The following is a 25,568-nucleotide window of genomic DNA, read 5'->3' on the forward strand; positions in this document are numbered from 1 at the left end:
GTGCTGCGATGACTGAACAATCGGGCCAGAGCGTCGTGCTGACGGGCGCCGCCGGCGGCATGGGTCGCGCCATCACCAAGGCGCTGCTGGAGAGCGGCCGCCGCGTCGTGCTGGTCGACCGCGATGCCAAGGCGCTGCAGGAACTGGCGACGACGGGCGGGGACGCGGTGTTTCCGATCCAGCTCGACATCAGCGACGCAAAGGCTGTGGACGGCCTGCCGGATGCGATTCCCGGTCATTTCAAGCCGGTCGACGTCCTCATCAACAATGCCGGACACGATATCGGTGGACGGACCCGCTTCGACATCGGCTCCGCCGACGACTGGTCCAACATCATCCAGACCAATCTGATCGGCCTGATGCGGGTTACCCGCGCGATCCTCCCCGGCATGGTCCTGCGCAATGCCGGCCATGTCGTCAACATCAGCTCGATCAACGCCGTCCGTATCGTCCCTGACATGGCCGCCTACAGCACCAGCAAGGCGGGCGTGCACATGTTCACCGAGACCCTCCGGGGTGAGCTCGCGGAAACCGCAATCAGGGTGACCGAGCTCCAGCCCGGCCTGACCCGGACCAATATCATCCTGACCCGCTACCGCGGCGATACGCGGAAGGAAAAGGACTATTTCGACCAGTTCAGGATGGCGCTCGATCCGGCCGATATCGCCCGCTCCATCGTCTTTGCGCTCGACCAGCCGCCCCACGTTCAAATTGCCGAAATGATGATTCTGCCTGTAAACCGGTACTGACTTTTCCCGAACAGGACCCGGACATGGAAAGACGTAGCGAATTGCAGTCGACACTCCGCATCGAGGACGTCCCGACCGTCCGGGCGATGGTCGCGCAAAAGCTGCGCGAGGCGATCATGTCGGGAACGCTGAAACCCGGCCAGCGCCTGGTCGAGCGCGAGCTCTGCGAGATGATGGGCGTCAGCCGCCCGTCGATCCGCGAAGCGCTGCGCGCGCTGGAGGCCGACGGGCTGGTCAATACCGTCCCGCACCGTGGCCCCGTGGTCTCCACGATCAGCCTGGAGGAGGCCCGGCAGCTCTATGCGGCGCGTGCGGTCCTCGAAGGCTTCGCGGGCCGCGAATGCGCCAGGCTGCATGACCCCGAAGTGGCACGCCGGATCGGGGAGGCCCTGACGCGGCTGAAGGCGGCCGCGGCCAAGCAGGATCTGGTCGGCTGCCTGGAAGCCAAGACCGATTTCTACGCCGCGCTGATCGCCGGCTGCCGCAATGCGTTTATCGAGCGCATGCTCAAGCCGCTCCACGACCGCATCCAGCTGTTGCGCATTACGTCGATGTCGCAGCCGAAGCGGATCAACAAGAGCCTGCGCGAGGTCACCGCGATCTGGCGCGCGATCCAGAGCGGCGATGCGGATCTCGCCGAGCGCTGCTGTGTCGACCACATCAACGCGGCCGCAGTGGCCGCGCTGGACATGATTGAAAAATCGTCGGCGGCCAAGGAGGCGGCGCCTTCCGACGACTGAAAAACGCCGCCAGGGAGTGTTCGATGACGTATCTCGTACGATCGCTGATCCTGTTTCTCCTATTCTCCCCTTGCGGCACCGCGATCGCGGACGACTACCCTTCCCGCCCGGTCACGATGATCGTGCCGTTCTCGGCTGGCGGTCCTGGCGACGTCATCGCGCGCATCCTCGGCAACGCCATGAGTGCGACGCTGAAACAGTCCATCGTCATCGAGAATGTCGTCGGCGCCGGCGGTACGCTGGGTACCAACCGCGTCGCCAAGGCCGCGCCCGATGGCTATACGCTGCTGCTCATGCATGTCGGCCAGGCCACAGCGCCCGCGCTCTACGCAAAATTGCCGTTCGACCCGGTCGGCGACTTCGCCATGATCGGGCTCGTGACCGACGTGCCAATGATTCTGGTGGCCCGGCCGAACTTTCCGGCCAAGGATTTGAGCGAGATGATCGCACGCATCCGCGGCGAGGGCGACAAGATGACCTTCGGCAATGTCGGCCTCGGCTCGGCCTCGCAGCTCTGCGGCCTGATGTTCATGAGCGCCACCAATACAAAGCTCTCGCAGATCTATTACAAGGGGGGCGGACCAGCGCTGAACGACGTCATCGCCGGCCATATCGATGTCTATTGCGATCCCGCGACCGGACCGACGCCGTATATCCAGTCAAAGACGATCAAGGGCTACGCGATCACCAGCAAAGCGCGTGTCGCGACCCTGCCTGACGTGCCGACCTCGGCAGAGGCCGGCGTTCCCGAATTCGACGTCACGACCTGGTACGGTCTCTACGCCCCGCGCGGCACACCGAAGCCGGTGGTCGACCATCTCGTCGGCGCGCTGCAGACGGCACTGAAGGATCCTGCCCTGATCAGCCGCTTTGCCGAACTCAGCATGGCGCCGGTCGAATCCAGCCGCGCGACGCCGGAAGCCCTTGAAGCCTTCTTGAAGTCCGAGATTGGCAAGTGGGGACGGATTATCAAGGCGGCCGGAATCGAGCCGCAGTAGGCGTGTTGGCGTCGACGAGGCGATCGCGCGACAGCAGACTCTTTTCAAGCGGTAGACACTTTCGAACAGCAGACACGCCTTCGCGCTCTCGCAGCGCAATCCGCCCGAGCTTTGCTTCATCGCTCCACCCTCGAAGCCAAGAGGGCGCAGGGAAGACCGGGTGCTGACCTCGCACCCGCGGTCCGCTGCGCGAAGATGGTGCGCAAGAGAACCGCACAGCAGCATACAGGTGGAGCCAATCACTCGGCCTTCCCTGCGCAATGGTTGGACGGCTTATGCCGTGCTCTCCCGGGAGCCGAGTTCCCTTTGGCCTCCCTCACTCCCGCGGAAGTCGCCGGCACCGCGCCGGTTGACGCAAGCGCCGCATCCGCAAGAGCTTGACCGTAGCAACGACGGCCAGCACCACACGGTTTTGCCGTACGCACGGCTCGCTTGTTCACCGCAGTTTTCCCAGCCCTGTCGACAGAGCCGGAAACTTACAGGCGAGACGAACCTGTCAGCGCCGTTCGTCACGCGCGGTTTCGGGCTCACGGAGAGCAATCCGCCCTGCCCTCAACCCCTCGCGCCCGACGCTGCCGCGTCCACCGCAACCCCCGCTCGCGAAACGTGACGACCTCACGATCGCCCCTCAAGGATGAGCCGGGATGGGCGACACATACGATATTTCCGAATTTCGGTAAAGTGGAATATTCTTGTGGAGAGGGGTTGACGGGGTAAGAGGTGTGTTGCCCGACGGGCATCAGACTAGGATCCCCCTCGCCCTCTTGACGAGAGCGAGAAAAGGTCGCCCCCACGCGAATCAAACCTACGATTTCTTATCCAGTCATTTGCATAGGAGGCGGCGGCGTTTGTCGGCGGGGTCGGCGCAGCTATCTGCGCGCGGTTCGAGAATCGTTCAGCGCAAGGCCTGGCCGCGGCCATTCCACGGCGATCAACCGTCCGGTGCCGGAGAGCGTGATGAAGGCAGTGCGCATGTCCGCACCGCCGAAGCAGATGTTGGTGCAATAGACCTCGTCGGCTTCGTGGGATTCCACGAGCTGTCCGTCCGGTGAGAACACGCTGATCCCGCCGCGCACGAGCGTAGCGACACAGATGTTGCCGCCGGCCTCGACGGCAAGCGAGTCGAAACGCTGATAGCCGGGCAGTCCGTGCAGCAGCTTGCCGCCGTTGGGCGACGGCCATGGCTCCTTCGCAACCTCCCCTTCGCCGATGACCGGATAACTCCAGATCCGGCTGGTTTCAGTTTCCGAGACGTAGAGCGTGCGTCCGTCCGGCGAAAGTCCGACGCCGTTCGGCGTCATGATCGGAAAGATCGCTTCCTTGATCATCGAGCCGTCGGTGCGCGCGTAATAGACCGCGCCGCGGTCCATCAGGCGGCCATAGGTCTTGCCGAGATCGGTGAACCAGAAGCCGCCCTTGGCGTCGAACACGATGTCGTTCGGTCCCTTCAGGCTGATCCCGCCGCAACTGTCGTAGAGGGTCTTGAAGGCGCCGGTGTCGAGGTCGACCTGCTCGATGCGGCCCGTGGTGTAGTCCTCGGCCCGGCCGGTCGGGCGGGCAAAGTTGCTTGCGTCCCTGTGCCAGGAGAAGCCGCCATTGTTGCAGACATAGCATTTGCCGTCCGGGCCGATGGCCGCGCCGTTCGGACCGCCGCCGAGCTTCGCGATCACCTCTTTCTTGCCGGATGGCAGCACCCGCGTCAGCCGGCCGCCCTCGATCTCGACAACGATCACGCTGCCATCGGCGAGCGCAATCGGCCCTTCCGGAAAGGCCAGTCCGTTCGCGATTTCCCTGCCTTCGAGGCGCATGTCATCACTCCCTCATGCCGGTGCCGGCTGGCCCGCACCGAGATAGGCGTCCACGACCTCGGCCCGGCTTGCCGCGGTCGCAAGGTCCGCCGCGCTGCGATGGCCCACGATTGCGCCGTTGCGGACGAAATAGAGCTCGTCGGCCACCTTCATCGTCATGCGGAAATTTTGTTCGACGAGCATGATGGCAAGCCCGGTGTCCTGCTTGATCGTGACGAGTCGCTCGAACACGCGCCGGATCAGAAGCGGCGCCAGCCCGAGCGACGGCTCGTCCAGAAGCAACAGCCGCGGCGCGCTCATCAGGCCGCGGCCGATCGCCAGCATCTGCTGTTCGCCGCCGCTCAGCATCCAGGCCGGCGATTTGAGCCGACCCGCGATCTCCGGGAACAGTTCCAGCATGAGGTCGCGCCGCTGCCGCTGCGTGCGCGCGTCGAGGAAATAGCCGCCGAGCAGGAGATTTTCGGCGACCGTGAGCGAGCCGACGACCTGACGGCCCTCGGGGACATAGACGATGCCGCGCCGGACGCGCTGCCGTGCGGCAAGCGCGCTGACGTCCTCACCGGCAAAGCGCATCTCGCCTTCCGCCGGCACCAGGCCCGCGACGGCCTTGAGCACCGAGGACTTCCCCGCGCCGTTGGCACCCAGCAAGGCGACGACACCTCTCTCAGGCACCGAGAGATCGACGTTTTCGACCGCGCGCGCCGCACCGTAGCTGACGCAGAGACCGCGCGCGGAAAACAGCTCAGTCATCGGCATCGTCTCCGAGATAGACGCGGATCACGTCCGGATGCGCGCGAATTTCCGCCGGCGTACCGTTCGCGATCATCTTGCCGAAGTTGAGCACGTAGATCTGCTCGCACAGCTCCATGATCAGGTCCATGTCGTGCTCGACGACGAGCAGCACGAGATCGGACCGCATCAGGCGCTTCAGCGCGCGCATCAAGTCGCGCGTCTCGACCGCATTCAGTCCCGCCGCCGGCTCGTCGAGCAGGATTGCCCTGGGCTCGCTGACGATGGCGCGTGCGATCTCGGCGAGGCGCAGCGTTCCCGGCGGCAGATCGGACGGCGTCTCGTGAGCGGCGGAGGCAATGCCGAGCTCGTTCAGCGCCGCCATGGCGCGGCGTTCCGCCTCCTGCTGCTCCATCCACTGCGCCGGGGTCGGCACGAAGGCGCTGAACCAGCCGGAGCGCCGCTTCAGGGTGAGACCAACCAGAACGTTTTCCAACAGCGACAGATCCGGGCACATCGCCAGGTTCTGGAAGCTACGCGTGATGCCGCACGCGGCGCGCTGTGCCGGGCCGAGGCCATTCAACGGCATGCCGTCAAAGCTGCTGATGCCGCGCTGGCCGTGGTAGAGCCCGGTCAGGCAGTTGAACAGGCTGGTCTTGCCGGCGCCGTTCGGCCCGATCAGGCCGGTGATGACGCCGGGCCGCAACGTCATCGAGACGTCGCTCAATACCTGGAGTCCGCCGAAGCCGAGCGAGATGCCTTCCGCGACGAGCCCGTGACTGCCTGCGGCTTGCATCATCGTCCTCTCCTGCGCGGCCGGAAGCGGCGCAGATCGCCGGCATTGGCTATGAGCGTCACGACGACGAGCGCGACGCCATAGAGGATCGGAACCCAGTCACCAGCCTGGGCGAGATAGGTCGGCACCAGGGTGATGAAGGCGCCGCCAACGAGCGCGGCGGGCAGCGACAGCCTGTTGAGACTGACGACCGAGCCGACCAGCAGGAAGACGCCGCTGAAGAAGGTGAAACTGTTGGGCGAGACGGTCGAGGAGGCAAAGCCGGTCAGCGCGCCGGCAAGCGCGGCCAGCGCTGCACTCAAGGTGAAGATCGAGATCCGCGCCCAGCTTCGCGTGATCCCCATCGCTTCGGCCGCGCGCGGCTGCGCCCGCGCCATCAAGAGCGCTAGGCCCTGCGACGACTTGCGGAAATGCGCGAGCGCAAGGCAGACGAGCACGAGCACGAGCAGCGCGATGTAATAGCGCTGCAGCGCCTTGGGGATGCCGGGGATCACGTCCTGCGCGATGTAGAGCCCTTCGAAACCGCCGGTGAATTTCTCGAATCCAATCAGGATTTCCGGCAGCGCCAGCGCAAGCGCCATGGTCGCGACCGCGAGGTAGATTCCGGACAGCCGCCGCGAGGGGAATGCAAAGACGAAGCCGGCACCGGCGCCGAGCAAGATCGCCAGCGGCAAGCTCACCACAATCGACAGGCCAAGGCGGTGCTCGACGATCGCCACGGCATAGGCCCCGAGCGCCACGAAGAAGCTGTGCCCGATCGACACCTCGCCGCCGTAGCGCACGAGCAGGCTGACCGAGAGCACGGCCAGCGCGTTCGCAAAACACAGCGACAGGCTGTAGAGCAGGAAGCCGCCGGCGATGATCGGCAGCAGCGACAGGGCCACGACCAGCCCAAGCATGGACAGGCGCACAAGATCGAGGTGACCGCCGCGGGCGGACAGGCCGGCCTTGGACGGGTGCGCGAGATCAGACACGGCCACCGATCGCCCTTTCCAGCAGCCCGTTGGGGAAGAAGTTCAGCGTCAGCAGGATGACGCCGAGCAGGAACGTGTTCATGAACTCCGGCGAGACGTAGAACGAGAACAGGTTCATGGCGATGCCGACCAGGATGCCGCCGACCGCGGCGCCCGGCAGGCTCGAGAAACCACCGACCACGGCCGCCGTGAAAGCCTGCAGCATGAAGGACGGCACGGTCGTCGAGCTCAGGAACGTTGTCGGCACGATCAGCAAGGCGGCGACGAGGCCAAGCACGGCGCCGGCAAGCCAGGAGAACAGGTGAACCGAGCGCAGGTTCAGCCCACAGACCTCGCAGGCGAACGGATTGGTCGACACTGCGCGGAAGGCGACACCGAGCCTGGTGCGCTCGATGATCACGAACAGTCCGCCGACGATCGCAAGCGTGACAGTGAGGACGGCGAGATCGTAGGAGGAGATGCGGATTGCGCCGAGACTGAAGCTGAGGCGTGGCACAGGCAAGTCGAGATTGACGATGTCGGCACCGAAGACGAGCTGCACGGCGCCTTGCAGGATCAGCCCGACCCCAAGGGTTGCGATCGTCGAGGCGAGATCGGACTTGAAGACGATCGGCGCGATCAGGACATAGCTGATCACCGCGACGGCGCAGGCGATGCCGAGCGCCAGCGCCACTGCGCTGCCCCAGGACAGGCTGAGCAGGCTGCCGCTGGAGAAGCCGTAGACCACGAAGGCGCCGAGACAGGCGAGATTGCCGTGCGAGAAATTCACCACGCGCGAGCTCTTGAACACCATGACGAGCCCGAGCGCGCCGACGCCGTAGAGACAGCCGGAGATGATGCCGGACCACAGCAGCGGCAGGATGTCCCTGATGAATCCCGCCACGCTCACGCCTTTGTCTGCCCGTCGTCGGGCACGCCGCCCTGCTCGATGAACTCGATCACGCCCGGGAAATAGCGCCCCGAGAGCCCGTGCCGGCACGCAGCGTCGTAGTAGCGGCGCGCAAGCTCGGCGACGCCAGGGCGAACGCCGGTATCGGCGGCGAGCTGGAGCACGTAGTCGAGATCCTTCAGCACGTATTCGGGCGGGAACGCCTTGTCCGGGAAATTGCGCGGCAGCATCGCCTTGGTGCCGTGATTGCGCAGCACGAAACTGTCGCCCGAACCTTTCGACACCGCGCTCAGCAGTGTCTCGGGTTTCACGCCGGCACGTTCGCCGACCACCATCATCTCGGCCAGCGCCAGCGTATGCTCGAACACCAGCGCGTTGTTGATCAGCTTGACGACCTGGCCGCAGCCGACCTCGCCGCAATGGGTGACGTCGGAGCCGATATGGTCGAGCAGCGGCTTGACCTTCGCGAACACCGCCGCGTCCGCGCCGACCATGATGCTGAGCTCGCCGCGCTGCGCGGCCTCGCGCGTGCGCGCCACAGGCGCGTCGGCGAAGTGGAAACCTTTCGCTTTCAGCCGTTCGGCGACGCTGCGCGCCAGATCGACGGGCGTGGTGCTGAGATCGACAATCGTCGTGCCCGACCGCGCGGCCTGCGCGATCGCGGTCGAGACCGCCTCCACCTGCGGCCCGCCGGGTAGCGACAGGAAGATCACGTCGGTGGCGGCAGCGAGCGCTTCGAGCGACCCTGCCGCTTCCGCCCTGGTGTCGGACAGCGCGGCGATCGCGGCCGGATCGCGATCGAGCATCAGGACGCGGCCGCCATGCTTCTTCGCCATGTTGCGGCACATCGGGCCGCCCATGACGCCGAGACCGATGAAGCCGATGGTTTCTGCTGCGCTCATGGCATCAATCCATCAACATGCCGCCGTTGACGTCGAGCACCGTGCCGGTGATCCAGTTCGACGCCGGCGAGCAGAGGAAGAGAATGCTCTGCGCGATGTCCTCGGGCTGGCCGAACCGTCCCAGCGGCACGTTGCCGTTCGCCGACGGCGCGGCGCGATCGGTGACGGTGGCCCACATCGGCGTCTCGACCGGGCCGGGTGCGATAATGTTGGCGTAGACGCCCTTGGCCGCGCCGTTCTTGGCGACCCATTTCATCAGGCCATGCACGGCGGATTTCGCCGCGACATAGGCGGGCCCCGAAGCGACGCCGCCGATCTTGGCGGCGATCGAGCCGAGAGCCACGATCTTGCCGAAGCCGCGCTCGGCCATGACGGGATAGAGCTTGCGGACAGGATTGACTGTGCCCATCAGGTTGACGGCGAGGATCTTCTCCCACTCCTCGTCGGTCGATTGCGGCAGCGGCGTGTTGGCGATCGTGCCGGCACAGAGCACGAGGATGTCGATCTTGCCGCGTGCCTTCAGCTCGTCGTCGATCAGCTTCTCGGTCGCCACACGATCCGTCACGTCGCAGCGGCGATAGCTGGCCTTTGCGGGAAACTTGCCGCCGTCTTCGACAATATCGGTGGCGATAACGTCGGCACCGGCTTCACAGAACGCGGCGACCACGGCGCGGCCGATGCCGCCGGCAGCTCCGGTGATGAGGGCAGTTTGTCCGTCGAGGCGCGAGGGGCCGCTCAGGGGCGATCCAGCCATGTCGTAGATTCCTTGTTCTTCTTCAGTTTTCTTGTTGGCGTCGGCAATTAACATGAACAGCGGGCGATCGCGTCTTGCAATCACCCGCTGAAGGGATCGGCTCAGGCCGGCTTGGCGTCGAAGGCCACCGCCGGATAGGGCTTGAAGTCGCGCACCATCACGAAGGAGCCCTGCGCCTGGAGGATCGCCTCCTGGCGCGTGCCGCGGTGATCGGCGCCGGTGAAGGTCACCTTGCGTGCGCCGCCGACGGAAGCATTGCTCAACGTGTTACCTGCCTCGATCAGATTGGCGCGCGTGATCGGCTTGCCGCTGTCGATCAGCGCGCCCAAAATGCTGCCGAACAGGGCGGCGTTGCTCCAGCCGTTGAGGCCGAACACGCCGACCGGATCGTTCGGATAGTATTTCGACACGGCCTCGCGGTAGGCCTTGATCTCCGGCTCGGCGCTGTCGACCGGCAGCAGCCAAGAGGAGAAGTAAACGCCGTTGAGGAGATCGCCGGTCAGCTTGTAGGTCGCGGGATCGGCGGTGAAGAACGGCGCAAACCAGGTCAGCTTGACGCCCTGGCGGTCGGCGGCCTTCAGCGCCGCCGCGAGGTTGGCGTTGGAGCCGAACAGGATCGCGGCCTGCGCCTCCGAATTGGCGACGCGGCGGATGTGCGGCGTGAAGTCGGTGGTCTTCACCTCGAACGGGACCGACTCCGCCGGCGTGAGCTTGTTCGCCTCCATGAAGAGATCGAAGCCGCGCTTGGCGGAACGGCCGAGCTCGTCGTTCTCCCACAACAGCGCAATCTTCTTCAGCTTGAGATCGTTGACGGCGAACTCGGCATTCGAGGCCGCCGACCAGCCGTAGTCGGGCAACAGCGGAAAGATATTCGGCTCGGCGAAGAAGGCGCTGGCGCCGCCGATCGGTCCGATCATCGCCAGGCCGTTCTCCTTGGCATAGGGAATGACGGCGACATTGGTCGCGGTGCCGACTGCGGCGACGAGCGCAAAAATGTGGTTGTCCTCGACGAGGCGCCGCACCGCGGCGACGCTGCGGGCCGGATCGTAGCCGTCGTCGAGCGTCACGTAATTGATCTTCCAGCCCTTGATGCCGCCGGCCTCGTTGACGCTCTTGAAATAAGCGTCCGCCGCGTGGGTCAGGATGGCGTAGAACGGGACCGGTCCCGTGATCGGGGTGAACCCGCCGATGGTGATGGTCTTCGCGGCGGCGTCGACGCCGATCTCGTCGGCGCGGAGCGCTGTGCCGGGATAGGCCGATGCGAGCGCGGCGGCGCCCGATAGCTTGAGAAAGTCGCGCCTCTTCATAGGCCCTCCCCGATATTTGTTTTTCTCCGACAATCTTTAGAGGGCGGAACTGACTTGGTCAAGAAAAAATGCATTATGCATTATGTGGCAATATGAACCTCTCCCGCCAGGATCAGCTCGGCGCGACGGATGACAGGAGCATCGATCATCTTGCCGTCCAGCGCCACCGCCGCGCCGGCCTTGGCGACCTCCATCACCCGGCGGGCCCAGTCGAGCTCGTCGGCCGTGGGCAGGAAGGCATCGTTGACCGGCTTGACCTGCGCCGGATGGATGCAGAGCTTGGCGCCGAAACCCAGCGCCTTTGCGCGGCCGACCGCCGCACCGAAGGCCGCAGCATCCGTCCACGACGTCGTCACCCCATCGATCGGCGGCGCCAATCCGGCCAGCCGCGATTCCAGAACGATTTGCAGACGGACCGGATCAAGCTCCTGGGCGGTCTCGGTCACGCCGGCATCGATGCCGAAGTCGAGATTGCCGAACGCCAACTGCGAAACCAGACCGCTTTTGCCGATGCTGCGCAGCTCGGCATATCCCCTGACGGTTTCGATCAACGCGATGATCTGGCACGGCCGGTCCAGCAACCCCACCACACGATTGAGCGCTCCGGGCTCGGCCTTCGGCAGCATCAGTCTGGTCACGCCGGCGCGGCGGATCATGTCCATGTCGGCGGCGAAGAACGGACTGTCCGCACCATTGACGCGCACGACCGCGTCCGTCCGCCCGCTCCACTGCGCGATCGAGCCGCGCGCCGCATTCTTGTCGGCCGGGGCCACCGCGTCTTCGAGATCGAGGATGACCTGGTGGGCGCCCGACGTCGCCGCCTTGTCGAAACGCTCGGGCCGGCTGGCGGGAACGAACAGGAAGGAGCGAGACAAAGGGCTGGACATGCGGCGCTGACCTCGATTATGCACGATGCATTATCGTTTGTACTTCTATCCTCCCCGATGGGCCACGTCTATGGTAGTCGCGGGCAAATCGGTCGGGGGCAGCGGCATCGACATGGAATACCGGACGAAAGAGGAGCAGGTCGCCGACTATCTCCGCGAGGGCATCATCTCGGGGCGGTTGCCGCGCGGCGCCCGGTTGAAGCAGACCGAGATCGCGCAGGAGCTCAAGATCAGCATCACGCCGGTGCGCGAGGCGCTGAAGCTGCTCGAGGCCGAAGGCTATCTCGCCAGCGACTCCTATCGCGGCGCGACCGTGGCGCCGTTTGACGTCGAAGCCTCCACCGAGATCCTGAAGCTGCGGATCACACTCGAGACCCAGCTGGTCGAAAGCGCCGTGCGCAACATCACCGCCGAGGAGATCGCGGAACTGCGCGAGCTGGCGCGGCAGTTCGAGGAGGCCGCGCTCGCCAACGACAGCACGGCCGCGCGCGGCATCAACTACCGCTTCCACCGCCGCATGTACGATTTCGCGCGGCTTCCGAAGACGCTGCATTTCGTCCAGGTGCTGTGGGCGCAATATCCGTTCGACGTCATCAACCGCATCGGCGGCCGCGCGCTGCGCGCCGCCAGGGAGCACAGCGAGCTGCTGAAGAACGTGATCGAGGGCGATGCCGCAAGCGCGATGCTGACGATGCGTCAGCACATCGAGACCGGCTGGACCGAGCTGCGCAACAGCATGCCGGCCAAGGCTGAGGATCCCGTCAAATCGAAGAGCTCTGAGAAGGAGACGCTATGAAGCCGATGCTGCTCGTCATGGACATGCTGAACGATCTCGTCCACGAGAACGGCAGCGGGGCCAAGACCTACGTCCCGCTGATGAAGGAGCGCGACGTGCTCGGCCGCACCAAGGCTGTCATCGCCAAAGCGCGCGCGGCCGGCGTGCTGGTCGGCTACGTCCGCGTCGGGTTCTCGCCCGACTACCGCGAATGCCCGCCGAACTCGCCGATCTTCTCCCGCGCCAAGGGCGCCGGCCTGTTCAAGCTCGGCACCTGGGGCACCGAAGTGCATCCCGACCTCACCCCGGAAGCGGGTGATTTCGACATCGTCAAGCATCGGGTGAGCCCGTTCTACGGCACCTCGCTCGAGCCGATCCTGCGCGCCCACGGCGTGACCGACCTGTTCCTGTCCGGCGTCTCCACCAACGGCGTGGTGCACACCGGCGCGCGCGAGGCGCACGACCGCGACTATGCCTGCACGGTGCTGGAGGATTGCTGCGCGGGCGGGACGAGCGACGAGCACGACAGCGCACTGCGCTGCCTCGCCCGCTTCGCTGCGATCAAGAACAGTGCCGATGTGAGCTTCGCCTAGCGCTTTCTTCCTTCTCCCTTGTGGGAGAAGGTGCACCGTCTGCAAGGTAAGGATGAGCTCTACGCCCCCAGCCAGCGCGGATTGATCGCTTGCTGATAGGTGACGCCGCGCACGGCTTCGCTGAACTTCAGCTCGAACTCCATGTTGTGCGCGAATTGCTGCTCCGACAGCGTTGGCGGCACCGAGACGGTCATGCGCTGATCCGACACCGTGTGTTTGATCAGCTCGGTCGACGTCTGCTGGAAATACCGGTCATGCAGGATCTGGCCGGCAGCATCGGGATCGCTCCGGATCAGCTCCGACGCCCGGGTCATGCCGCGGACGAGCGCGGCGGCGACCTCCGGATTCTTGTCGAGGAAATCCGGCCGTCCGCACAGCACCGTGTAGAGGAAGTTCTCGATGCCGGGCACCTCGCCATGCGACGGGCGCGCCGCCCAGACCGCAAGACCGTCCTCCACCGCCTGGTTGTTCGCGGGCGCGGTGGTGTTGAAGCCGTCGATCTGGCCGGAGCGCAGCGCCAGATACATCTTGTCGAGCTTGACCACCGTGAGGCTGACATCCTTCTCCGGATCGAGCCCGCCGAGCGACAGCAGATAACGCCAGATCTTGTCGGTACCGCTGCCGCGGCCGGAGATCGCGAGCGTCAGGCCCTTCATGCGGGCCATGCGCTCCTTCAAGGGCATCTCCGGCACAAGACCGATCTTCTCCGCCGTCTTCCGGTTGATCACGGCGTCGCTCGCATATTGCGACATCAGCGGCGCGAAGGCGTTGATCTTCTGGCCCTTGGCGACCGCCAGGATCGCGTCGCTCATCACGAGGCCGGCGACATCGACACTGCCGCCGAGGATCGCGGCCATGCTGTTGGTCCCGCTGCCGGTGTCGATCAGCGAGACGTCGAGGCCTGCGTCCTTCATGAATCCGGCAGCCGTCGCCACCAGCAGCGGCAGGTAGGCGAAGGTGTAGCCGCCGATCGCGATGGTGACCGGCTTGCCGCCCGCACCCTGCGCCAGGGTCGGCGTGACCGAGCCGGTGAATGCTCCTGCCGCCATACCGCCCAACATCGTTCGACGCGTGATCATGATGTCCTCCCTTTATTCTTGTTTTGACATGGTCTCCGTTAGCGCCAGCGGAAGATCCAGCTCTCCAGCCGTCCGAGCGCTTCGTTCAGCAGGGTGGTGACGACCATCAGCGCGAACAGCGCGGCGAACACGCCGGCGGTGTCGAGCTGGCCCGCCGAGTTCTGCGTGAGGTAGCCGATGCCGGCATTGGAGGCCATCATCTCGGCCGCGACCGCGCCGACGAAGCCGTAGGGCAGACCGAGCTTCAATCCCGTGAACAGCCATGGCAGCGCAGACGGGAAGATCACCATGCGCTGAACCGCGAATTTGCCCGCGCCCATCGTCCGAAGCGCATCGACCATCTTGAGGTCGACCTCCCGCACGCCACGCAAGGTCGAGAAGAACACCAGGAAGAACACGCTGATCGCCGCGAGCACGATTTTCGGCGCGAGCCCGATGCCGAACCACATGATGAAGAGCGGCGCGAGCGCGACCTTGGGCACGCCGTAGACCGCCGTGACGAACGGATCGACGGTGCGATGCAGGGTGTCGTTCGCGCCGACCAGCAATGCGAACGCAACGCCCGCGGTTGCGCCCAGCACGAAGCCGGCGAACGTTTCCTTGAAGGTGATGAGCAGATGATAGGCGAGCTGCCCGCTCGCCGTCCACGCGACCAGCGTCTTGAATACGGCGACCGGGCTGCTCACCCAGAACGGATCGAGCAGCGGGCCGGTCGCAGCCTGCCAGGCCGCCAGCATCGCAACCGCGAAGATCGCGCGATAGAGCCAAACACGACTGGATGGACTTAAGGCCGGCTCGGCCCGCGTCTCCGACAGCGCCTGCGTGCTCATGACGGTCGCCTCACGGGGGATTCGAGCGCGGCCCAAAGCCGCCGGTAGTGTTCTTCGAACGCCGGATGGAAGCGCACCTCGTGCACCTCGCGCGGCCGCGGAATGGTGATCGGCTCGTCGAGCCTGATCCGGCAGGGACGCGGCGAGAACACCAGAACGCGATCGGCGAGCGTGATCGCCTCGACGATGTCGTGGGTCACGAACACCACGGTCTTGCGCCGCGCCGACCACAATTTCAGCAGCTCGGCCTGCAGCACCAGCTTGAGCTGGGCGTCGAGCGGCCCGAACGGCTCATCCATCAGCAGCACCGGCGGATCGTAGATCAGCGTGCGGGCCAGCATCGCGCGCTTGCGCATGCCGCCGGAGAGCTGGCTCGGATAGTGCCGCTCGAAGCCGTCGAGGCCGACCTGCGCGATCTGCTCATGCACGCGCGCCGCAATCTCGGCGCGGTCGAAATTGCGCAGCTCCAGCGGCACTGCGATGTTCTGCTCCACGGTCCGCCACGGCAGCAGGCTGTCGTGCTGGGTGAGATAGCCGATCCCGGTGTTGACCGCAGCAACCGGCTCGCCCTGGCACAAGACCGAGCCTGCGCTCGGCTGATCGAGACCAGCGAGCAGGTTCAGCACCGTCGACTTGCCCGAGCCGCTCGGGCCGACGATGGCGAGAAACTCGCCGTTCTCTAGCGAGAAATCCAATCCGCTGAGGACATCGACCCGGCCGCTGCGCGAGCTAAAGGTCTTGCCGACGCCGCGCAGCTCGACCGCAGGCGCGTGCGGCGCCTCGCAATCCTGCGCAGGGACAACAGACAGGTGCGCCGATCTCATCGCCTTCGCCTCCCCTGTATTCTTCTTGTTCTCGATCCCGCCCTGGTCTCAATCCTGTCCTGGCGTCCTCAGACCTGCGCCGCCGCGCGCATCGCGAGCGCGCCGTTGGCACCGCTGGCCCAGAGGTCGAGCGACTGTGCATCGCCCTTTCCTTCCAGCTTGAGCGCCGAGCTCACGAACAGCGGCGAGACGCCCCTGAATTCGAAAGACTTGAGCGGCTGGCCGGCGCGCCTCTCCGCAAAGCCTTGCAGCAGCGTCGCCGTCAGGGGACCATGCACGACGAGATCGGGATAGTTTTCCTCGGCCCGCGCGTAGGCCTGGTCGTAATGGATGCGATGCCCGTTCGACGTCAGCGCCGAATAGCGGAACAGCAGCACCGTGTCGGGCCGGAATTCTTCCGACCACGCCGCATCCTGCGGAGCGGGCGAGGCCGGCGGCGCGGGCGATCCGGGCGCTGCCGCCTCGCGATAGACGATGTCCTGCTCCTCGGTGATGCAGGCCGTTCCATTGCACGTGACGCTGTGGCTGACGGTCACGAAGACGAGCTTGCCGGCGCGGCCGGACTTGGCCTCAACCTTGAGAATGGTGCTTTCGCGCACGCCTTCTCCGCCGATGGTCAGTGGTGCGTGATAGGTGAGCCGCCCGCCGGCCCACATGCGGCGCGGCAGCGACACCGGCGGCAGGAAGCCGCCACGCTTGGGATGCCCGTCGGTCCCGAGCTCATGGCGCGGCACGAAGCGGTTGAAGAAGATCCAGTGCCATCCCGGCGGCAGCGGCGCGCCGAATGCATGGTTTCCCGCGATGCCGAGCGTGGCGCCGAGCGCGGCGACACGGTCCGGTGCGATCAGCTCCCGGATCGTTTCCTTGCGGCCGACCCAGGCGTGCCAGTCCTGTTCGACCGATGCTGCACTCTCGCTCATGGCGGCAACTCCACTTGAAACGGTCAGTAAATCACGCGCTGCTCGATCAGGCTGTCGCGTTCCGCGTGGCTCAAGCCCAGCAGCTCGCTGAACACATAATCCTCGTCCTCGCCAAGCCGCGGCGTGCCGCGTGCCATGCCGACCTCGGATCGCGAGAACCGGATCGGCGCCTTCAGCGCGGCACGACTGCGGCCCGTCGTGTCTTCGACGTCGACGACGGTTCCGCGCGCGCGCAGATGCCGGTCGTGCGCAATGTCTTCCATGTTGCAGGACACATGCGCCGCGATCCCGGCAGCCTGCAGCATACGTTCGGCCTCACCGGCCTCGCAGGACATCGTCCAGTGCTCGATCTCTCCGTACAGCGGCCGCCGATGCTGATGCCGGCTTGCAGCGGTCTGAAACCGCGGATCCGCCAGGAGATGCGGTGCACCGATCAGCTTCGCCAAGCTCCGCCATTCGTCGTCGGAGCGCACCGCGATGGTCAGCCAGCGATCCACCTCGCGGGTCCGGAACACGCCATGCGGTGCCATGCGCAGATGATCATTGCCGATCCGCGCCGGACTTCCGCCCGCCGCGGCGAACAGCAGCGCCTCGCCGACCAGCGAGCAGGCGACCTCGCGCGCGCTGACATCGACATGTCCTCCGCGTCCGGTGCGGCGCAGGCGATACACCGCGGCCACCGCCGCCATCGCCGCATTCATGCCGACGCTGTGATCCATCACATGGCGCATCTCGACCGGCGGTCCGTCTTCGTAACCGGTGAGATAGCCGAGCGCGCCCCAGGCGCCGAACAGCGGCGCATAGCCGGCGAAATGCGAATCCGGCCCGCTCTGGCCCGACGAGGACACCGACACCATCACCACCGACGGCTTCAACGCGGCGAGCGCGGCATAGCCGAGGCCGAGCCGCTCCATCACGCCGGGCCGAAAGCTCTCGCAGACGAGGTCGCTCACCCCGACCAGCTTCCTGGCCAGCGCAATGCCCTTGGCGTCCTTCAGGTTGATGCGCACCGAGAGCTTGTTGGAGGCAACCTGGTCGAAGCTCGCAGGTCCCATCCGGCCATAGACCGGATGCGGCTTGCGGAAGATGTCGGGGCGCGCCGCGCTCTCGACCTTGATGCACTCGGCGCCGAGCTGCGACAGGATGTGGGTGCAGAACGGACCCGCCGCATGCAGCGTGAAATCGGCGATGCGAACTCCGGCAAGCGGTTTCATGAGGCCTCCGCGGCGACGAGCGGCTGGTCGCGGATGCGCCTGGCCGTGAGCAGGTGCTGATGTTCGCCGAGCCGCGGCGGCCCGGCTCGCAAGCGCAATGCCGCGCCATCGACATGAAGCGGCGCCGACAGCACCGGCAAGGAGCCGCGGCCGGGGATCTCGACCGGCTGAAACAGCTCCCGCGCGCGTTCATGCGCGCCGGCCAGCACCTCGGCGGGGCTCACATATTTCGCCATGGGGACGCCCAAGGCCTGCGCGCGCGCGACGACGTCCGCCGTCTGCTGTTCGAGCGCCCAGGCGCGAATGGCGCGATTGATCTCGGCACCGCGGCGGCTACGCTCCAGCGAATCCGCGAGCGCGGGATCGAGCATCCAGTCCGGGCGGCCCATCAGTTCGACCAGGCCGCGCCATTGCCGCTCCTCGAGAGTCAGCAGCTCGACATAGCCGTCGGCGCATTCGAGCACGCCACCATATTTGAACGAGCGGGTGTGGCGATGCTCGAGCGAGCCGTCGCCAAGGCGCTGCAGCGCGAATGCACCCACCGCAAGCGCGGCATCCTGCACCGAGACGTCGACGCTTTCGGCACCACCTTGCTCACGTCCGATCAGCGCCGACAACGCGCCGAGCGCAGCTACCACGCCGCCCTGATATTCGGCGAAGTGCCCGTAGACCTTGATCGGCGGACGATCGGGAAAGAGCTCGGCGGCAAGGCCATTCGGCAGCAGGAAGCCTTCGCCGGATGCGTGGATCAGGTTGATCTCCTCGCCCTGCCAGCCGGCCTTCGGTCCGACCGCGCCGAAGGGCAGCACCGAGACATCAATCAGTTTCGGATAGCGCAAGCTCAGAGTCTGCTCGTCCAGATCGAGGCTCGCGCGTTCGTCAGTGCGAAGGTCGTGGATCAAGATGTCGGCGGCCGCCAGCAGCACGGACAATCCCGCCCGCCCCGACGCCGTCTCGACATCGCATGTGACGCTTTTCTTGCCGGCCGCCAGGAAAGCGAACAGCGCGCTGGCCTCGGCTGACGGCGGAAGGAATGGCGGCTCACGGCGAAGCGGATTGCCATCCGGCGGCTCGACGAGAACCGTCTCGGCACCGAGGGTGGAGAGAAGCCGGCCGGCATGGCTCGCCGCAACACCGCGCGAGATCTCGACGACGGTCACTCCCGCCAGCAGCGGCGCAACGGCCCCGTCCATCATGGCAACGCTTCCCCTTATTGTTCTTGGTCTCGTCCGAAGCGTGGTGAGCGGACGCGCACCACGCCTCGGTTGTTAGCTCGGGCCGGCCGTTAGCGGATCGTCGGCAATTCCAGCTCGAGCGCCGATCCGTCGAAGAACACGCGATTGTCCACGTTGCGCGATGGCAGCATCACGGTGGCGAGGCCCGGCGTGGTCAATTCACCGCGCTGGTTCTCACCCCAGATCTCGAGATCGACCAGCGCAAAACCGTCCTTGACGTATTTCTTGCTGACCTTGCCCTTGCACCAGGTGGAATCACCCATGGTGTTGAAGCGTCGCATCTCGGTGCGCACGCGCTTCAGGAACGCCGCGTCGCCCATCCAGTTGGTGACGAGGCTCGCGAGCCACGACGAGCGCTGCGGGCCGTAATCATAGGTGCCGGGAACGCCGACCTCCTTCGCAACCGACTCGCGGTGATGGCCGATGCCGGTATATTCGATGCCGCCGCCGGCCTCCGGATTTCGGAAGAAATGGCCGGGATGCTTGACCGCGGATTTCAGCACGATGCCGTGAGTGTGGCCGCGGCCGCAGCCGACCAGGAAGCCCATCGTGTCCATCAGCGAGAGCGGGCCACGGACGATCGGCGGCAATTCGTCGCCGACATTGACATCCTCGAAGTAGCGAACAGCGGTCCCCCGCATCCGCTCGTCTTCCTTCAGGATCGCTTCATCGAGCGCCGCGAATTCGTCCGCGGTGTATTCGTAGGGCTTGACGTCCTTGTACTTTCCGGCGTCGCGCGCGGCCTTGCGCTCGTGACGTGTGCAGGTGCCGAGCGCGCGGGCCACGAGGTCGCCGCGCTGGTTGGAATAGGTCGCCTCGACATATTGCAGCACGAGGCGTCCGGAGAACTTGCTCTCCTTCTCCTCGATGCCGACGACGCGCTCGATCGCGGTGATGCGGTCGCCCGGACGGATGTGGCGGAACAGCTCCCAGTCGTTGCCGGCGTAGAAGCCGTGCACACCGGGCAAGCCCCAGCGGGTGCGGCCGATCCAGCCGAACGCCATCGGAAACATGGGATGGGCGACATTGGTGCCGTAACGGCTCTGGCGGCCGTGCTCGGCATCGCGATAGAGCGGATTGAGATCGCCGATGCCGTTGCAGAAATTGCGGATGGTGTCTTCGGTCGCGTCCTGGAGATACGGCCCTTCGGGGCGAAGCTGCAGACCGATCATGCTGCGCGCCTGCGCGATCGCCTCGTCGGTGATCTTTCCTTCCGCCGGCGCGTGACCGACCTCTTTTTCCATGACGTCTGCCATTGTGGTCTCCGTTCCCTGTATGAGTTGAGGTTTTTCTAGGCTGCGGGTTTCATGGCGCGGGCCAGTGCCGATGCGGCCGCAGCCGCAAGGCCATCGAGGTCGCGCGCGATCACGACGCCCGCGCGATCGAGTGCCTCGACCTTGGCGGCCCAACTCTCGGCGTAGGAGCCGATCATCGCGGCCGCATGTCCCATCTTCTTGCCGGCGGGCGCGGTCCGACCAACCAGAAGCGCCGCCGAAGGCTTTGCATCGGGTCGCTTGGCATATTCGGCGAGCGCGTATTCTTCCGAGCCACCGATCTCACCGAGATAGATGATGGCGCGCGTCTCCGGATCATCGTGGAACAGCGCGATGGCCTCGGCGGCATTGACGCCGCGCACGGGATCACCGCCGATGCCGACGACGCTGGTTTGGCCGAGGCCGGCCTGCGAGAGGCGGAAGCAGGCCTCATAGGACAGCGAGCCGCTGCGCGAGATCACACCGATCGGACCCGGCGTGTAGCAGAACGACGGCATGAAGCCGAGCTTGGCCTTGCCCGGCGAAATCAGGCCCGGCGAATTCGGTCCGACCAGGTGCGCGCCGTGCTCGATCGCCGCCGCGCGCATCTCCATCGCATCGAGCACAGGCAGGCCGTCGCCTGGATAGGCGATCAGCGGGCAGCCGGCCTCGATCGTCTCCAGCACCGCATCGAGTGCGACCATGGCCGGCACGTAGATCAGCGCCGCATTGGCGTGCGTTTCCTGCATCGCGGCCGCGACGCTCGAGAACACCGGAATGCCCTCGATGGCCTGGCCGCCGCGCCCCGGCGCGACGCCGGCCACAACGCGGGTGTGGCTCTGCGCGAGATCCTTGACCGAGAAGGTCCCGAACTTGCCGGTGATGCCGACGATCAGCACGCGCACGTCGGAGTCGAGGAGAATGCTCATGACCGCGCTCCTGCAACCTTCTGCACGATGTCGGCGACGGCCAGCTCCAGAGTCGCATGGTTGCGATGGCCGGCCTCGCCGAGAATGGTTGTCGCCAGGTCGCTGCGCGTGCCATTGAGGCGGACGGTTACCGGCTTCGGGGACGCTCGCTTCGCCAAGAGCTCAACGAGCGTTTTAGCCACACGATCCGTGTGCAGCCCGCCGCCGAACATGCTGACCAGAATGCCCTTCACGTTCGGTGCGCGGTCGAGGAGATCGAAGGCGAGCCCGAAGCCTGCGGGCGTCGGATTACCGCTGACGTCGAGAAAGCAGGCCGGCTGCGCGCCGGCGCCGTCGATCGCATCCATCGCGGCCATCGTCATGCCGGCGCCGCCCGAGATCAGGCCGATCTCGCCATCGAGCCAGACCAGCATCAGATTGGCCTCTTCACACAGCCTGATCTCGCGTTCCGCCTTGTCGCGCGAGCTCGCAATGGCCGACGCTGTGGCGGCTCTGCGAAAGGCCGCGGCTTCGTCCAGGACAATCTTGGCGTCGGCAGCCATCAGCGCGCCACCCTTGGCAACGACCAGTGGATTGATCTCGACCGTCGTGCATTCGTTCGCCTGCGCGATCTCGAGCAGCCGGCGCGCCGTGGAGATCACGCGCTCGCGCACCTTCGGATCACTCTCGACCGGTTCGAGCAGCGCGCGAAAGACGTGAGCGCGAAAATTGCGGGCGAGTCCGACCGGATAGCTCAGCGGCGGCGGACCGTCCTCGATGTTGACGCCACCGTGCGGCGAATAAAGCACGTTGAAGCCGCCGACGCGGCTGTCGATCGCCACGGCGAGATACAGCTCGCGCTCGATGTCGAGCCAGGACTCGACGAGCACGGACGCCGGCGCCTCTCCGGCGAAGCGCATCGCCATGATCGCGTCGAAGGCCGCTTCGAGTTCTGTGGCCGAAGCCGCCTTGCGGATGCCGCCGGATTTGCCTCGGCCGCCGGCGGCCACCTGCGCCTTGACCGCAACAGGAAAGCCGACCTGGCAACCGCGAACCTCCTCGAGCGAATGCAATTCGCAGCTTGAGGGAGTGGGAACGGCAGCGGCGCGGAGCAGCGCCTTGCCCTGAGCTTCGGTGACCAACATGAAATGCATAATGCATTCTATTTTCGAGCGGTCAATGGCTATTGTTTGAAGATCGGCGTCGATTTGGCGAGAAATGGAGCAGAAAAGTCGATCTGGCGATGGGATTTCTCAACTTTTTCGCCGCGCCCCTGCCAACGATAATGCATTATTATTGCGGGATGCATTGCGCGTAGCGTTGCAATGGGCGTCGTTGGGGCGCGGTTCGCTCGCTCAGCCTCGCGGTAGTCGGGACAAGCAGCCGGCCGGTTGCTGCGATGAGCATCGCAGCCATAGCCCCCTATGACGCCAAATCGCGAAATAGGCCTTCGTCATGCCGTTGGTGAGAGCGCCAACCAGGATCGTGCCGACGATCACGTGGCGGACGCTGCCCTGCCCGCCGCCGAGGCCGATTCCGCCGAGCACGACGACAAGGAGCGCGTCGTAGATCAACGTCGAGTTGTACAGGCGCGGTATTAATCACAACGAAGCCAAGTCGACTTGGCCAATCAGGGAGGTCTAATCGTGAAAATTCGCAAATTGCTGCTGCTTGGGGGTGCGTTCTTTGGCATGAGCACCGTTGCGTTCGCTCAAAGCCCGGCAGACGACGAGTGCGTAAATCCCGGAAACGACGAGCTGTTGAAGCAGGGATGCGCCTATCTCGACGAGTTCATGAAGGCGTTCAACTCGCGCGATGCAGTAGCCTGGGCCAAGACCGTCCATTATCCGCATATTCGGATCGCCGGCGGGCAGGTGCAGATCTGGAACACGCCGGAAGAATATGCGCAATCGAACGACGCGAGGCAGTTGGCGGAGGCATCGACATGGGCGCGTTCGGCCTGGACTTATCGCAAGCTCGTTCAGAAATCCGACGACAAGCTCCACTTTGTCACGCGCTTCACGCGCTATGACGCCAACGACAAGCCGATATTGTCGGCCGATTCCCTCTATGTGATCGTTAAGAAGGACGGGCGCTGGGGTGCCTTGGTGCGATCGAGCTATGTCGGCATCATCGGCAAGAAGACCGCCTTCTGACGCGCCGCACCTTCAACTCGAACACGAGAGGACGTCCCACCGGGTGACGTCTTCTCGTCGCCACGAACGCATTTTGCCTAGACCTGCACCGAGGTCAGCTTCTTCAGGCAGCGCAGCGCGAACGATGACCGGCTGTGGCGGATGCCCGGAATGCGGTAGAGCTTTTCGCGCAGGAAGCGTTCGTAACCGGCGGTGCTTTCGACCGCGACCTTCACGACGTAATCATAGTCACCCGTGGTGAGATAGGCTTCGATCACCTCGGGCAAGTTCGTGAGCAGCTGGCCGAAACGTTCGAGCATCTCCTCGTCGTGGCGATCGAGCGTCAGCTCGATGATGACTGTTTCAGGCAGACCGAGCTTGTCCTGATTAAGAAGCGCGACGTAGCCATCGATATAGCCCTGCGTCTCCAAACGCTTCAGCCTGTTCCAGCATGGCGTCGTGGAGAGGCCGATCCTGTCGGCGAGTTGCGCCGTCGTCAGGCGCGCGTCCTGCTGCAAGGCGCGCAGAATCTTGCGATCGATCTCGTCGAGCCGAAGCGCGTCCTTGCGCGGAGCCTTGACTGGCGTCGTGGCACGTCCGACCGGCGACATACTAAGAACCTCATTCTCGACTTGAAGCTATAATGCAGAACCCCTTTATCGCTTTTCCAGCCTATACCCAGAAGAAAAGAACAACAATCCTCAATCTTGCCAGTAAGCTATACCAACAAAATGAGACCACTGCGGTGTTTCTTCTCGAACTCCAGACCAGCGATATGCACGCTGCACTCGGCCGCCTGCTCGACCAGACGCGAGTTGCGGGGCTTCGGCTCGCTGCCGTCAGCGCGCAGGTGGACGCGAACGAATGCCGCATCTCGGCTTCCATAGACATCGATGATCGCGACCTCGTTGACCGGCTCGCTCGCCGCGTCGGCGCGTTGTTTTGCATCGATGCGATCGAGGTGAGAGGTGAAAGTCAATGCGCGACCCCAACCTCATGCGTGACGCTGTGAGCCCCCAAAGCGGCGCGGCGCCGTCCGCGGAACATGCGCCGCTCAAGCTCCACGTACCGGAGCCGGCGGTGCGCCCGGGCGGCACGCCTGATTTCTCGAACATCCGCATTCCCCGTGCAGGCCAGGTCGATCGTCCCGACGTCGACGTGGACGCCGAAACGATTCGTGATCTCGCCTTCTCCGTCATCCGCGTGCTCAATCGCGATGGCGAGGCGGTCGGCCCCTGGGCCGGCGCGCTCTCGGACAGCGATTTGCTCGAAGGCTTGCGCCACATGATGACGCTGCGCGCGTTTGACGCGCGCATGCAGACAGCACAGCGTCAGGGCAAGACGTCGTTCTATATGCAGCATATGGGCGAAGAGGCCGTGAGTTGCGCCTTCCGCAAGGCGCTTCTTCCGGGCGACATGAATTTTCCGACCTATCGCCAGGCGGGGCTTTTGATCGCCGGCGGCTACTCGCTGGTCGAGATGGCCTGTCAGATCTACTCCAACACGCATGATCCCCTGAAGGGGCGCCAGCTACCGGTGATGTATTCCTCCAGGGAGCACGGCTTCTTCTCGATCTCCGGCAATCTCGCCACCCAATACATCCAGGCGGTCGGCTGGGCGATGGCCTCCGCGATCAAGAACGACACCAAGATCGCTGTCGCTTGGATCGGCGATGGCGCAACTGCCGAATCCGACTTCCATGCCGCGCTGGTGTTCGCCTCGACCTATCGCGCGCCGGTCGTGCTCAACATCGTCAACAATCAATGGGCCATCTCGACCTTCCAGGGCATCGCACGCGGCGGCTCCGGCACGTTTGCGGCGCGCGGTCTCGGCTTCGGCATTCCGGCGCTACGCGTCGACGGCAACGACTACCTTGCAGTCCATGCGGTCGCGAAATGGGCCTGCGAGCGCGCACGCCGCAATCTCGGCCCGACCCTGATCGAGCACGTGACCTATCGCGTCGGTGCGCATTCTACCTCGGATGACCCCGCGGGCTATCGGCCGAAGACAGAATCCGAAGCGTGGCCGCTCGGAGATCCCGTGATCAGGCTGAAGAACCATTTGATCGTCCGCGGCGCCTGGTCGGAGGAGCGGCACAAGCAGGCTGAGGCGGAGATCCTCGACTCCGTGGTTTCGGCACAAAAGGAAGCCGAAAGCTACGGCACGCTCCATTCCGAGCAGCGGCCTACGGCACGCGACATGTTCGAGGGCGTGTTCGCCGAGATGCCGGCGCATCTGCGCCGCCAGCGCCAGGAAGCCGGAGTCTGAA

27 protein-coding genes and 1 pseudogene are annotated in these 25,568 nt (G+C 65.2%); 8 read left to right on the forward strand and 20 right to left on the reverse strand.

Annotated elements, in window-relative coordinates; translation table 11 throughout:
* The first annotated feature begins 8 nt into the window (after window positions 1–8).
* Genes WN72_RS39195 through WN72_RS39205 form a run of 3 tightly spaced genes read left to right on the forward strand, consistent with a single transcriptional unit; the run spans window position 9 to window position 2,487 of the window.
* Window positions 9–749 carry an SDR family oxidoreductase gene (locus WN72_RS39195; protein ID WP_027564074.1) on the forward strand — a complete coding sequence of 247 codons (741 nt, stop codon included), beginning with the start codon at window positions 9–11 and terminating at the stop codon, window positions 747–749.
* A gap of 23 nt (window positions 750–772) precedes the next feature.
* Window positions 773–1,489, forward strand: a complete 717-nt coding sequence (locus WN72_RS39200; protein ID WP_051377659.1) for a GntR family transcriptional regulator — start codon at window positions 773–775, stop codon at window positions 1,487–1,489.
* 23 nt (window positions 1,490–1,512) lie between these two features.
* On the forward strand, window positions 1,513–2,487 hold the full coding sequence (locus WN72_RS39205; protein WP_092218433.1) for a tripartite tricarboxylate transporter substrate-binding protein: 975 nt from the start codon (window positions 1,513–1,515) through the stop codon (window positions 2,485–2,487).
* 869 nt (window positions 2,488–3,356) lie between these two features.
* Here WN72_RS39205 and WN72_RS39210 read toward each other — a convergent pair.
* The 9 genes from WN72_RS39210 to WN72_RS39250 all read right to left on the reverse strand — a co-directional run bounded on the left by WN72_RS39210 (window position 3,357) and on the right by WN72_RS39250 (window position 11,533).
* A complete protein-coding gene (locus WN72_RS39210) occupies window positions 3,357–4,295 on the reverse strand; it encodes an SMP-30/gluconolactonase/LRE family protein (RefSeq protein ID WP_092218434.1) in 939 nt (312 codons plus the stop codon).
* 12 nt (window positions 4,296–4,307) lie between these two features.
* Window positions 4,308–5,045 (reverse strand): ABC transporter ATP-binding protein, encoded by a 738-nt coding sequence (locus WN72_RS39215; protein ID WP_092218472.1) that lies wholly within the window; start codon window positions 5,043–5,045, stop codon window positions 4,308–4,310.
* Window positions 5,038–5,823 carry an ABC transporter ATP-binding protein gene (locus tag WN72_RS39220; RefSeq protein WP_092218435.1) on the reverse strand — a complete coding sequence of 262 codons (786 nt, stop codon included), beginning with the start codon at window positions 5,821–5,823 and terminating at the stop codon, window positions 5,038–5,040. The genes WN72_RS39215 and WN72_RS39220 overlap by 8 nt, the downstream gene beginning before the upstream one ends.
* A complete protein-coding gene (locus tag WN72_RS39225) occupies window positions 5,820–6,794 on the reverse strand; it encodes a branched-chain amino acid ABC transporter permease (protein WP_244553912.1) in 975 nt (324 codons plus the stop codon). Before WN72_RS39225 ends, WN72_RS39220 begins: the two co-directional genes overlap by 4 nt.
* Window positions 6,787–7,683, reverse strand: coding sequence for a branched-chain amino acid ABC transporter permease (locus WN72_RS39230; RefSeq protein WP_027564067.1), 897 nt, complete (start codon window positions 7,681–7,683; stop codon window positions 6,787–6,789). Before WN72_RS39230 ends, WN72_RS39225 begins: the two co-directional genes overlap by 8 nt.
* Window positions 7,680–8,585, reverse strand: a complete 906-nt coding sequence (locus tag WN72_RS39235; RefSeq protein WP_092218437.1) for an NAD(P)-dependent oxidoreductase — start codon at window positions 8,583–8,585, stop codon at window positions 7,680–7,682. The genes WN72_RS39230 and WN72_RS39235 overlap by 4 nt, the downstream gene beginning before the upstream one ends.
* A 4-nt stretch (window positions 8,586–8,589) precedes the next feature.
* A complete protein-coding gene (locus WN72_RS39240; protein ID WP_027564066.1) occupies window positions 8,590–9,339 on the reverse strand; it encodes an SDR family NAD(P)-dependent oxidoreductase in 750 nt (249 codons plus the stop codon).
* Window positions 9,340–9,440: 101 nt separating this feature from the next.
* Complete coding sequence (locus WN72_RS39245) at window positions 9,441–10,646, reverse strand: ABC transporter substrate-binding protein (RefSeq protein ID WP_027564065.1); 1,206 nt, start codon at window positions 10,644–10,646, stop codon at window positions 9,441–9,443.
* Window positions 10,647–10,726: 80 nt separating this feature from the next.
* Window positions 10,727–11,533 carry an HpcH/HpaI aldolase/citrate lyase family protein gene (locus WN72_RS39250; RefSeq protein WP_092218438.1) on the reverse strand — a complete coding sequence of 269 codons (807 nt, stop codon included), beginning with the start codon at window positions 11,531–11,533 and terminating at the stop codon, window positions 10,727–10,729.
* 70 nt (window positions 11,534–11,603) lie between these two features.
* Here WN72_RS39250 and WN72_RS39255 point away from each other — a divergent pair, with 70 nt between their 5' ends.
* Entirely contained in the window at window positions 11,604–12,329 is a 726-nt protein-coding gene (locus WN72_RS39255; protein ID WP_244553913.1) for a GntR family transcriptional regulator, read from the forward strand.
* The gene (locus WN72_RS39260; RefSeq protein WP_027564063.1) at window positions 12,326–12,901 is read left to right on the forward strand and encodes a cysteine hydrolase family protein; all 576 of its coding nucleotides are present in this window, start codon (window positions 12,326–12,328) and stop codon (window positions 12,899–12,901) included. The genes WN72_RS39255 and WN72_RS39260 overlap by 4 nt, the downstream gene beginning before the upstream one ends.
* Window positions 12,902–12,960: 59 nt before the next feature.
* On the opposite strand, the gene WN72_RS39265 is transcribed toward WN72_RS39260, so the two are convergent.
* The 10 genes and pseudogenes from WN72_RS39265 to WN72_RS47310 form a co-directional block, all read right to left on the reverse strand.
* Window positions 12,961–13,980 (reverse strand): ABC transporter substrate-binding protein, encoded by a 1,020-nt coding sequence (locus tag WN72_RS39265; RefSeq protein WP_092218439.1) that lies wholly within the window; start codon window positions 13,978–13,980, stop codon window positions 12,961–12,963.
* 38 nt (window positions 13,981–14,018) lie between these two features.
* The gene (locus WN72_RS39270; RefSeq protein ID WP_092218440.1) at window positions 14,019–14,810 is read right to left on the reverse strand and encodes an ABC transporter permease; all 792 of its coding nucleotides are present in this window, start codon (window positions 14,808–14,810) and stop codon (window positions 14,019–14,021) included.
* On the reverse strand, window positions 14,807–15,634 hold the full coding sequence (locus WN72_RS39275; RefSeq protein ID WP_092218441.1) for an ABC transporter ATP-binding protein: 828 nt from the start codon (window positions 15,632–15,634) through the stop codon (window positions 14,807–14,809). The genes WN72_RS39270 and WN72_RS39275 overlap by 4 nt, the downstream gene beginning before the upstream one ends.
* A 68-nt stretch (window positions 15,635–15,702) precedes the next feature.
* Window positions 15,703–16,554, reverse strand: coding sequence for an HTD2 family dehydratase (locus tag WN72_RS39280; protein ID WP_092218442.1), 852 nt, complete (start codon window positions 16,552–16,554; stop codon window positions 15,703–15,705).
* Between the two features lie 23 nt (window positions 16,555–16,577).
* Window positions 16,578–17,768, reverse strand: a complete 1,191-nt coding sequence (locus WN72_RS39285) for a CaiB/BaiF CoA transferase family protein (protein WP_027564058.1) — start codon at window positions 17,766–17,768, stop codon at window positions 16,578–16,580.
* Window positions 17,765–18,964 (reverse strand): CaiB/BaiF CoA transferase family protein, encoded by a 1,200-nt coding sequence (locus WN72_RS39290; protein WP_092218443.1) that lies wholly within the window; start codon window positions 18,962–18,964, stop codon window positions 17,765–17,767. The genes WN72_RS39285 and WN72_RS39290 overlap by 4 nt, the downstream gene beginning before the upstream one ends.
* 89 nt (window positions 18,965–19,053) lie before the next feature.
* Window positions 19,054–20,259 (reverse strand): FAS1-like dehydratase domain-containing protein, encoded by a 1,206-nt coding sequence (locus WN72_RS39295; RefSeq protein WP_092218444.1) that lies wholly within the window; start codon window positions 20,257–20,259, stop codon window positions 19,054–19,056.
* Between the two features lie 35 nt (window positions 20,260–20,294).
* A complete protein-coding gene (locus tag WN72_RS39300) occupies window positions 20,295–21,185 on the reverse strand; it encodes a succinate--CoA ligase subunit alpha (protein ID WP_092218445.1) in 891 nt (296 codons plus the stop codon).
* Entirely contained in the window at window positions 21,182–22,318 is a 1,137-nt protein-coding gene (locus WN72_RS39305; RefSeq protein WP_092218446.1) for an ATP-grasp domain-containing protein, read from the reverse strand. The genes WN72_RS39300 and WN72_RS39305 overlap by 4 nt, the downstream gene beginning before the upstream one ends.
* Window positions 22,319–22,615: 297 nt before the next feature.
* Window positions 22,616–22,756, reverse strand: a pseudogene (locus WN72_RS47310) (ABC transporter permease); the annotation flags it as partial.
* Window positions 22,757–22,810: 54 nt separating this feature from the next.
* Between WN72_RS47310 and WN72_RS39310 the strand changes: the two are divergent.
* Entirely contained in the window at window positions 22,811–23,320 is a 510-nt protein-coding gene (locus tag WN72_RS39310; protein WP_027564052.1) for a hypothetical protein, read from the forward strand.
* A 77-nt stretch (window positions 23,321–23,397) separates the two neighbouring features.
* On the opposite strand, the gene WN72_RS39315 is transcribed toward WN72_RS39310, so the two are convergent.
* A complete protein-coding gene (locus WN72_RS39315) occupies window positions 23,398–23,910 on the reverse strand; it encodes an Lrp/AsnC family transcriptional regulator (RefSeq protein WP_051377655.1) in 513 nt (170 codons plus the stop codon).
* A gap of 32 nt (window positions 23,911–23,942) precedes the next feature.
* Between WN72_RS39315 and WN72_RS39320 the strand changes: the two genes are divergently transcribed.
* A complete protein-coding gene (locus WN72_RS39320; protein WP_143130770.1) occupies window positions 23,943–24,311 on the forward strand; it encodes a hypothetical protein in 369 nt (122 codons plus the stop codon).
* On the forward strand, window positions 24,296–25,567 hold the full coding sequence (locus WN72_RS39325) for a 3-methyl-2-oxobutanoate dehydrogenase (2-methylpropanoyl-transferring) subunit alpha (protein ID WP_092218473.1): 1,272 nt from the start codon (window positions 24,296–24,298) through the stop codon (window positions 25,565–25,567). Before WN72_RS39320 ends, WN72_RS39325 begins: the two co-directional genes overlap by 16 nt.
* Window position 25,568 lies beyond the last annotated feature (1 nt).

The sequence above is a fragment of the Bradyrhizobium arachidis genome (assembly GCF_015291705.1).
GTDB classification, from domain to species: domain Bacteria; phylum Pseudomonadota; class Alphaproteobacteria; order Rhizobiales; family Xanthobacteraceae; genus Bradyrhizobium; species Bradyrhizobium arachidis.

Excerpts from the sequence above, each read along its gene's own strand:
- WN72_RS39195 (WP_027564074.1), top strand. The coding sequence starts at position 9 with ATGACTGAACAATCGGGCCAGAGCGTCGTGCTGACGGGCGCCGCCGGC.
- WN72_RS39200 (WP_051377659.1), top strand. The coding sequence starts at position 773 with ATGGAAAGACGTAGCGAATTGCAGTCGACACTCCGCATCGAGGACGTC.
- WN72_RS39205 (WP_092218433.1), top strand. The coding sequence starts at position 1,513 with ATGACGTATCTCGTACGATCGCTGATCCTGTTTCTCCTATTCTCCCCT.
- WN72_RS39210 (WP_092218434.1), bottom strand. The coding sequence starts at position 4,295 with ATGCGCCTCGAAGGCAGGGAAATCGCGAACGGACTGGCCTTTCCGGAA.
- WN72_RS39215 (WP_092218472.1), bottom strand. The coding sequence starts at position 5,045 with ATGACTGAGCTGTTTTCCGCGCGCGGTCTCTGCGTCAGCTACGGTGCG.
- WN72_RS39220 (WP_092218435.1), bottom strand. The coding sequence starts at position 5,823 with ATGATGCAAGCCGCAGGCAGTCACGGGCTCGTCGCGGAAGGCATCTCG.
- WN72_RS39235 (WP_092218437.1), bottom strand. The coding sequence starts at position 8,585 with ATGAGCGCAGCAGAAACCATCGGCTTCATCGGTCTCGGCGTCATGGGC.
- WN72_RS39240 (WP_027564066.1), bottom strand. The coding sequence starts at position 9,339 with ATGGCTGGATCGCCCCTGAGCGGCCCCTCGCGCCTCGACGGACAAACT.
- WN72_RS39245 (WP_027564065.1), bottom strand. The coding sequence starts at position 10,646 with ATGAAGAGGCGCGACTTTCTCAAGCTATCGGGCGCCGCCGCGCTCGCA.
- WN72_RS39250 (WP_092218438.1), bottom strand. The coding sequence starts at position 11,533 with ATGTCCAGCCCTTTGTCTCGCTCCTTCCTGTTCGTTCCCGCCAGCCGG.
- WN72_RS39255 (WP_244553913.1), top strand. The coding sequence starts at position 11,604 with ATGGTAGTCGCGGGCAAATCGGTCGGGGGCAGCGGCATCGACATGGAA.
- WN72_RS39260 (WP_027564063.1), top strand. The coding sequence starts at position 12,326 with ATGAAGCCGATGCTGCTCGTCATGGACATGCTGAACGATCTCGTCCAC.
- WN72_RS39265 (WP_092218439.1), bottom strand. The coding sequence starts at position 13,980 with ATGATCACGCGTCGAACGATGTTGGGCGGTATGGCGGCAGGAGCATTC.
- WN72_RS39270 (WP_092218440.1), bottom strand. The coding sequence starts at position 14,810 with ATGAGCACGCAGGCGCTGTCGGAGACGCGGGCCGAGCCGGCCTTAAGT.
- WN72_RS39275 (WP_092218441.1), bottom strand. The coding sequence starts at position 15,634 with ATGAGATCGGCGCACCTGTCTGTTGTCCCTGCGCAGGATTGCGAGGCG.
- WN72_RS39280 (WP_092218442.1), bottom strand. The coding sequence starts at position 16,554 with ATGAGCGAGAGTGCAGCATCGGTCGAACAGGACTGGCACGCCTGGGTC.
- WN72_RS39285 (WP_027564058.1), bottom strand. The coding sequence starts at position 17,768 with ATGAAACCGCTTGCCGGAGTTCGCATCGCCGATTTCACGCTGCATGCG.
- WN72_RS39290 (WP_092218443.1), bottom strand. The coding sequence starts at position 18,964 with ATGATGGACGGGGCCGTTGCGCCGCTGCTGGCGGGAGTGACCGTCGTC.
- WN72_RS39295 (WP_092218444.1), bottom strand. The coding sequence starts at position 20,259 with ATGGCAGACGTCATGGAAAAAGAGGTCGGTCACGCGCCGGCGGAAGGA.
- WN72_RS39300 (WP_092218445.1), bottom strand. The coding sequence starts at position 21,185 with ATGAGCATTCTCCTCGACTCCGACGTGCGCGTGCTGATCGTCGGCATC.
- WN72_RS39305 (WP_092218446.1), bottom strand. The coding sequence starts at position 22,318 with ATGCATTTCATGTTGGTCACCGAAGCTCAGGGCAAGGCGCTGCTCCGC.
- WN72_RS39315 (WP_051377655.1), bottom strand. The coding sequence starts at position 23,910 with ATGTCGCCGGTCGGACGTGCCACGACGCCAGTCAAGGCTCCGCGCAAG.
- WN72_RS39320 (WP_143130770.1), top strand. The coding sequence starts at position 23,943 with ATGCAGAACCCCTTTATCGCTTTTCCAGCCTATACCCAGAAGAAAAGA.
- WN72_RS39325 (WP_092218473.1), top strand. The coding sequence starts at position 24,296 with ATGCGTGACGCTGTGAGCCCCCAAAGCGGCGCGGCGCCGTCCGCGGAA.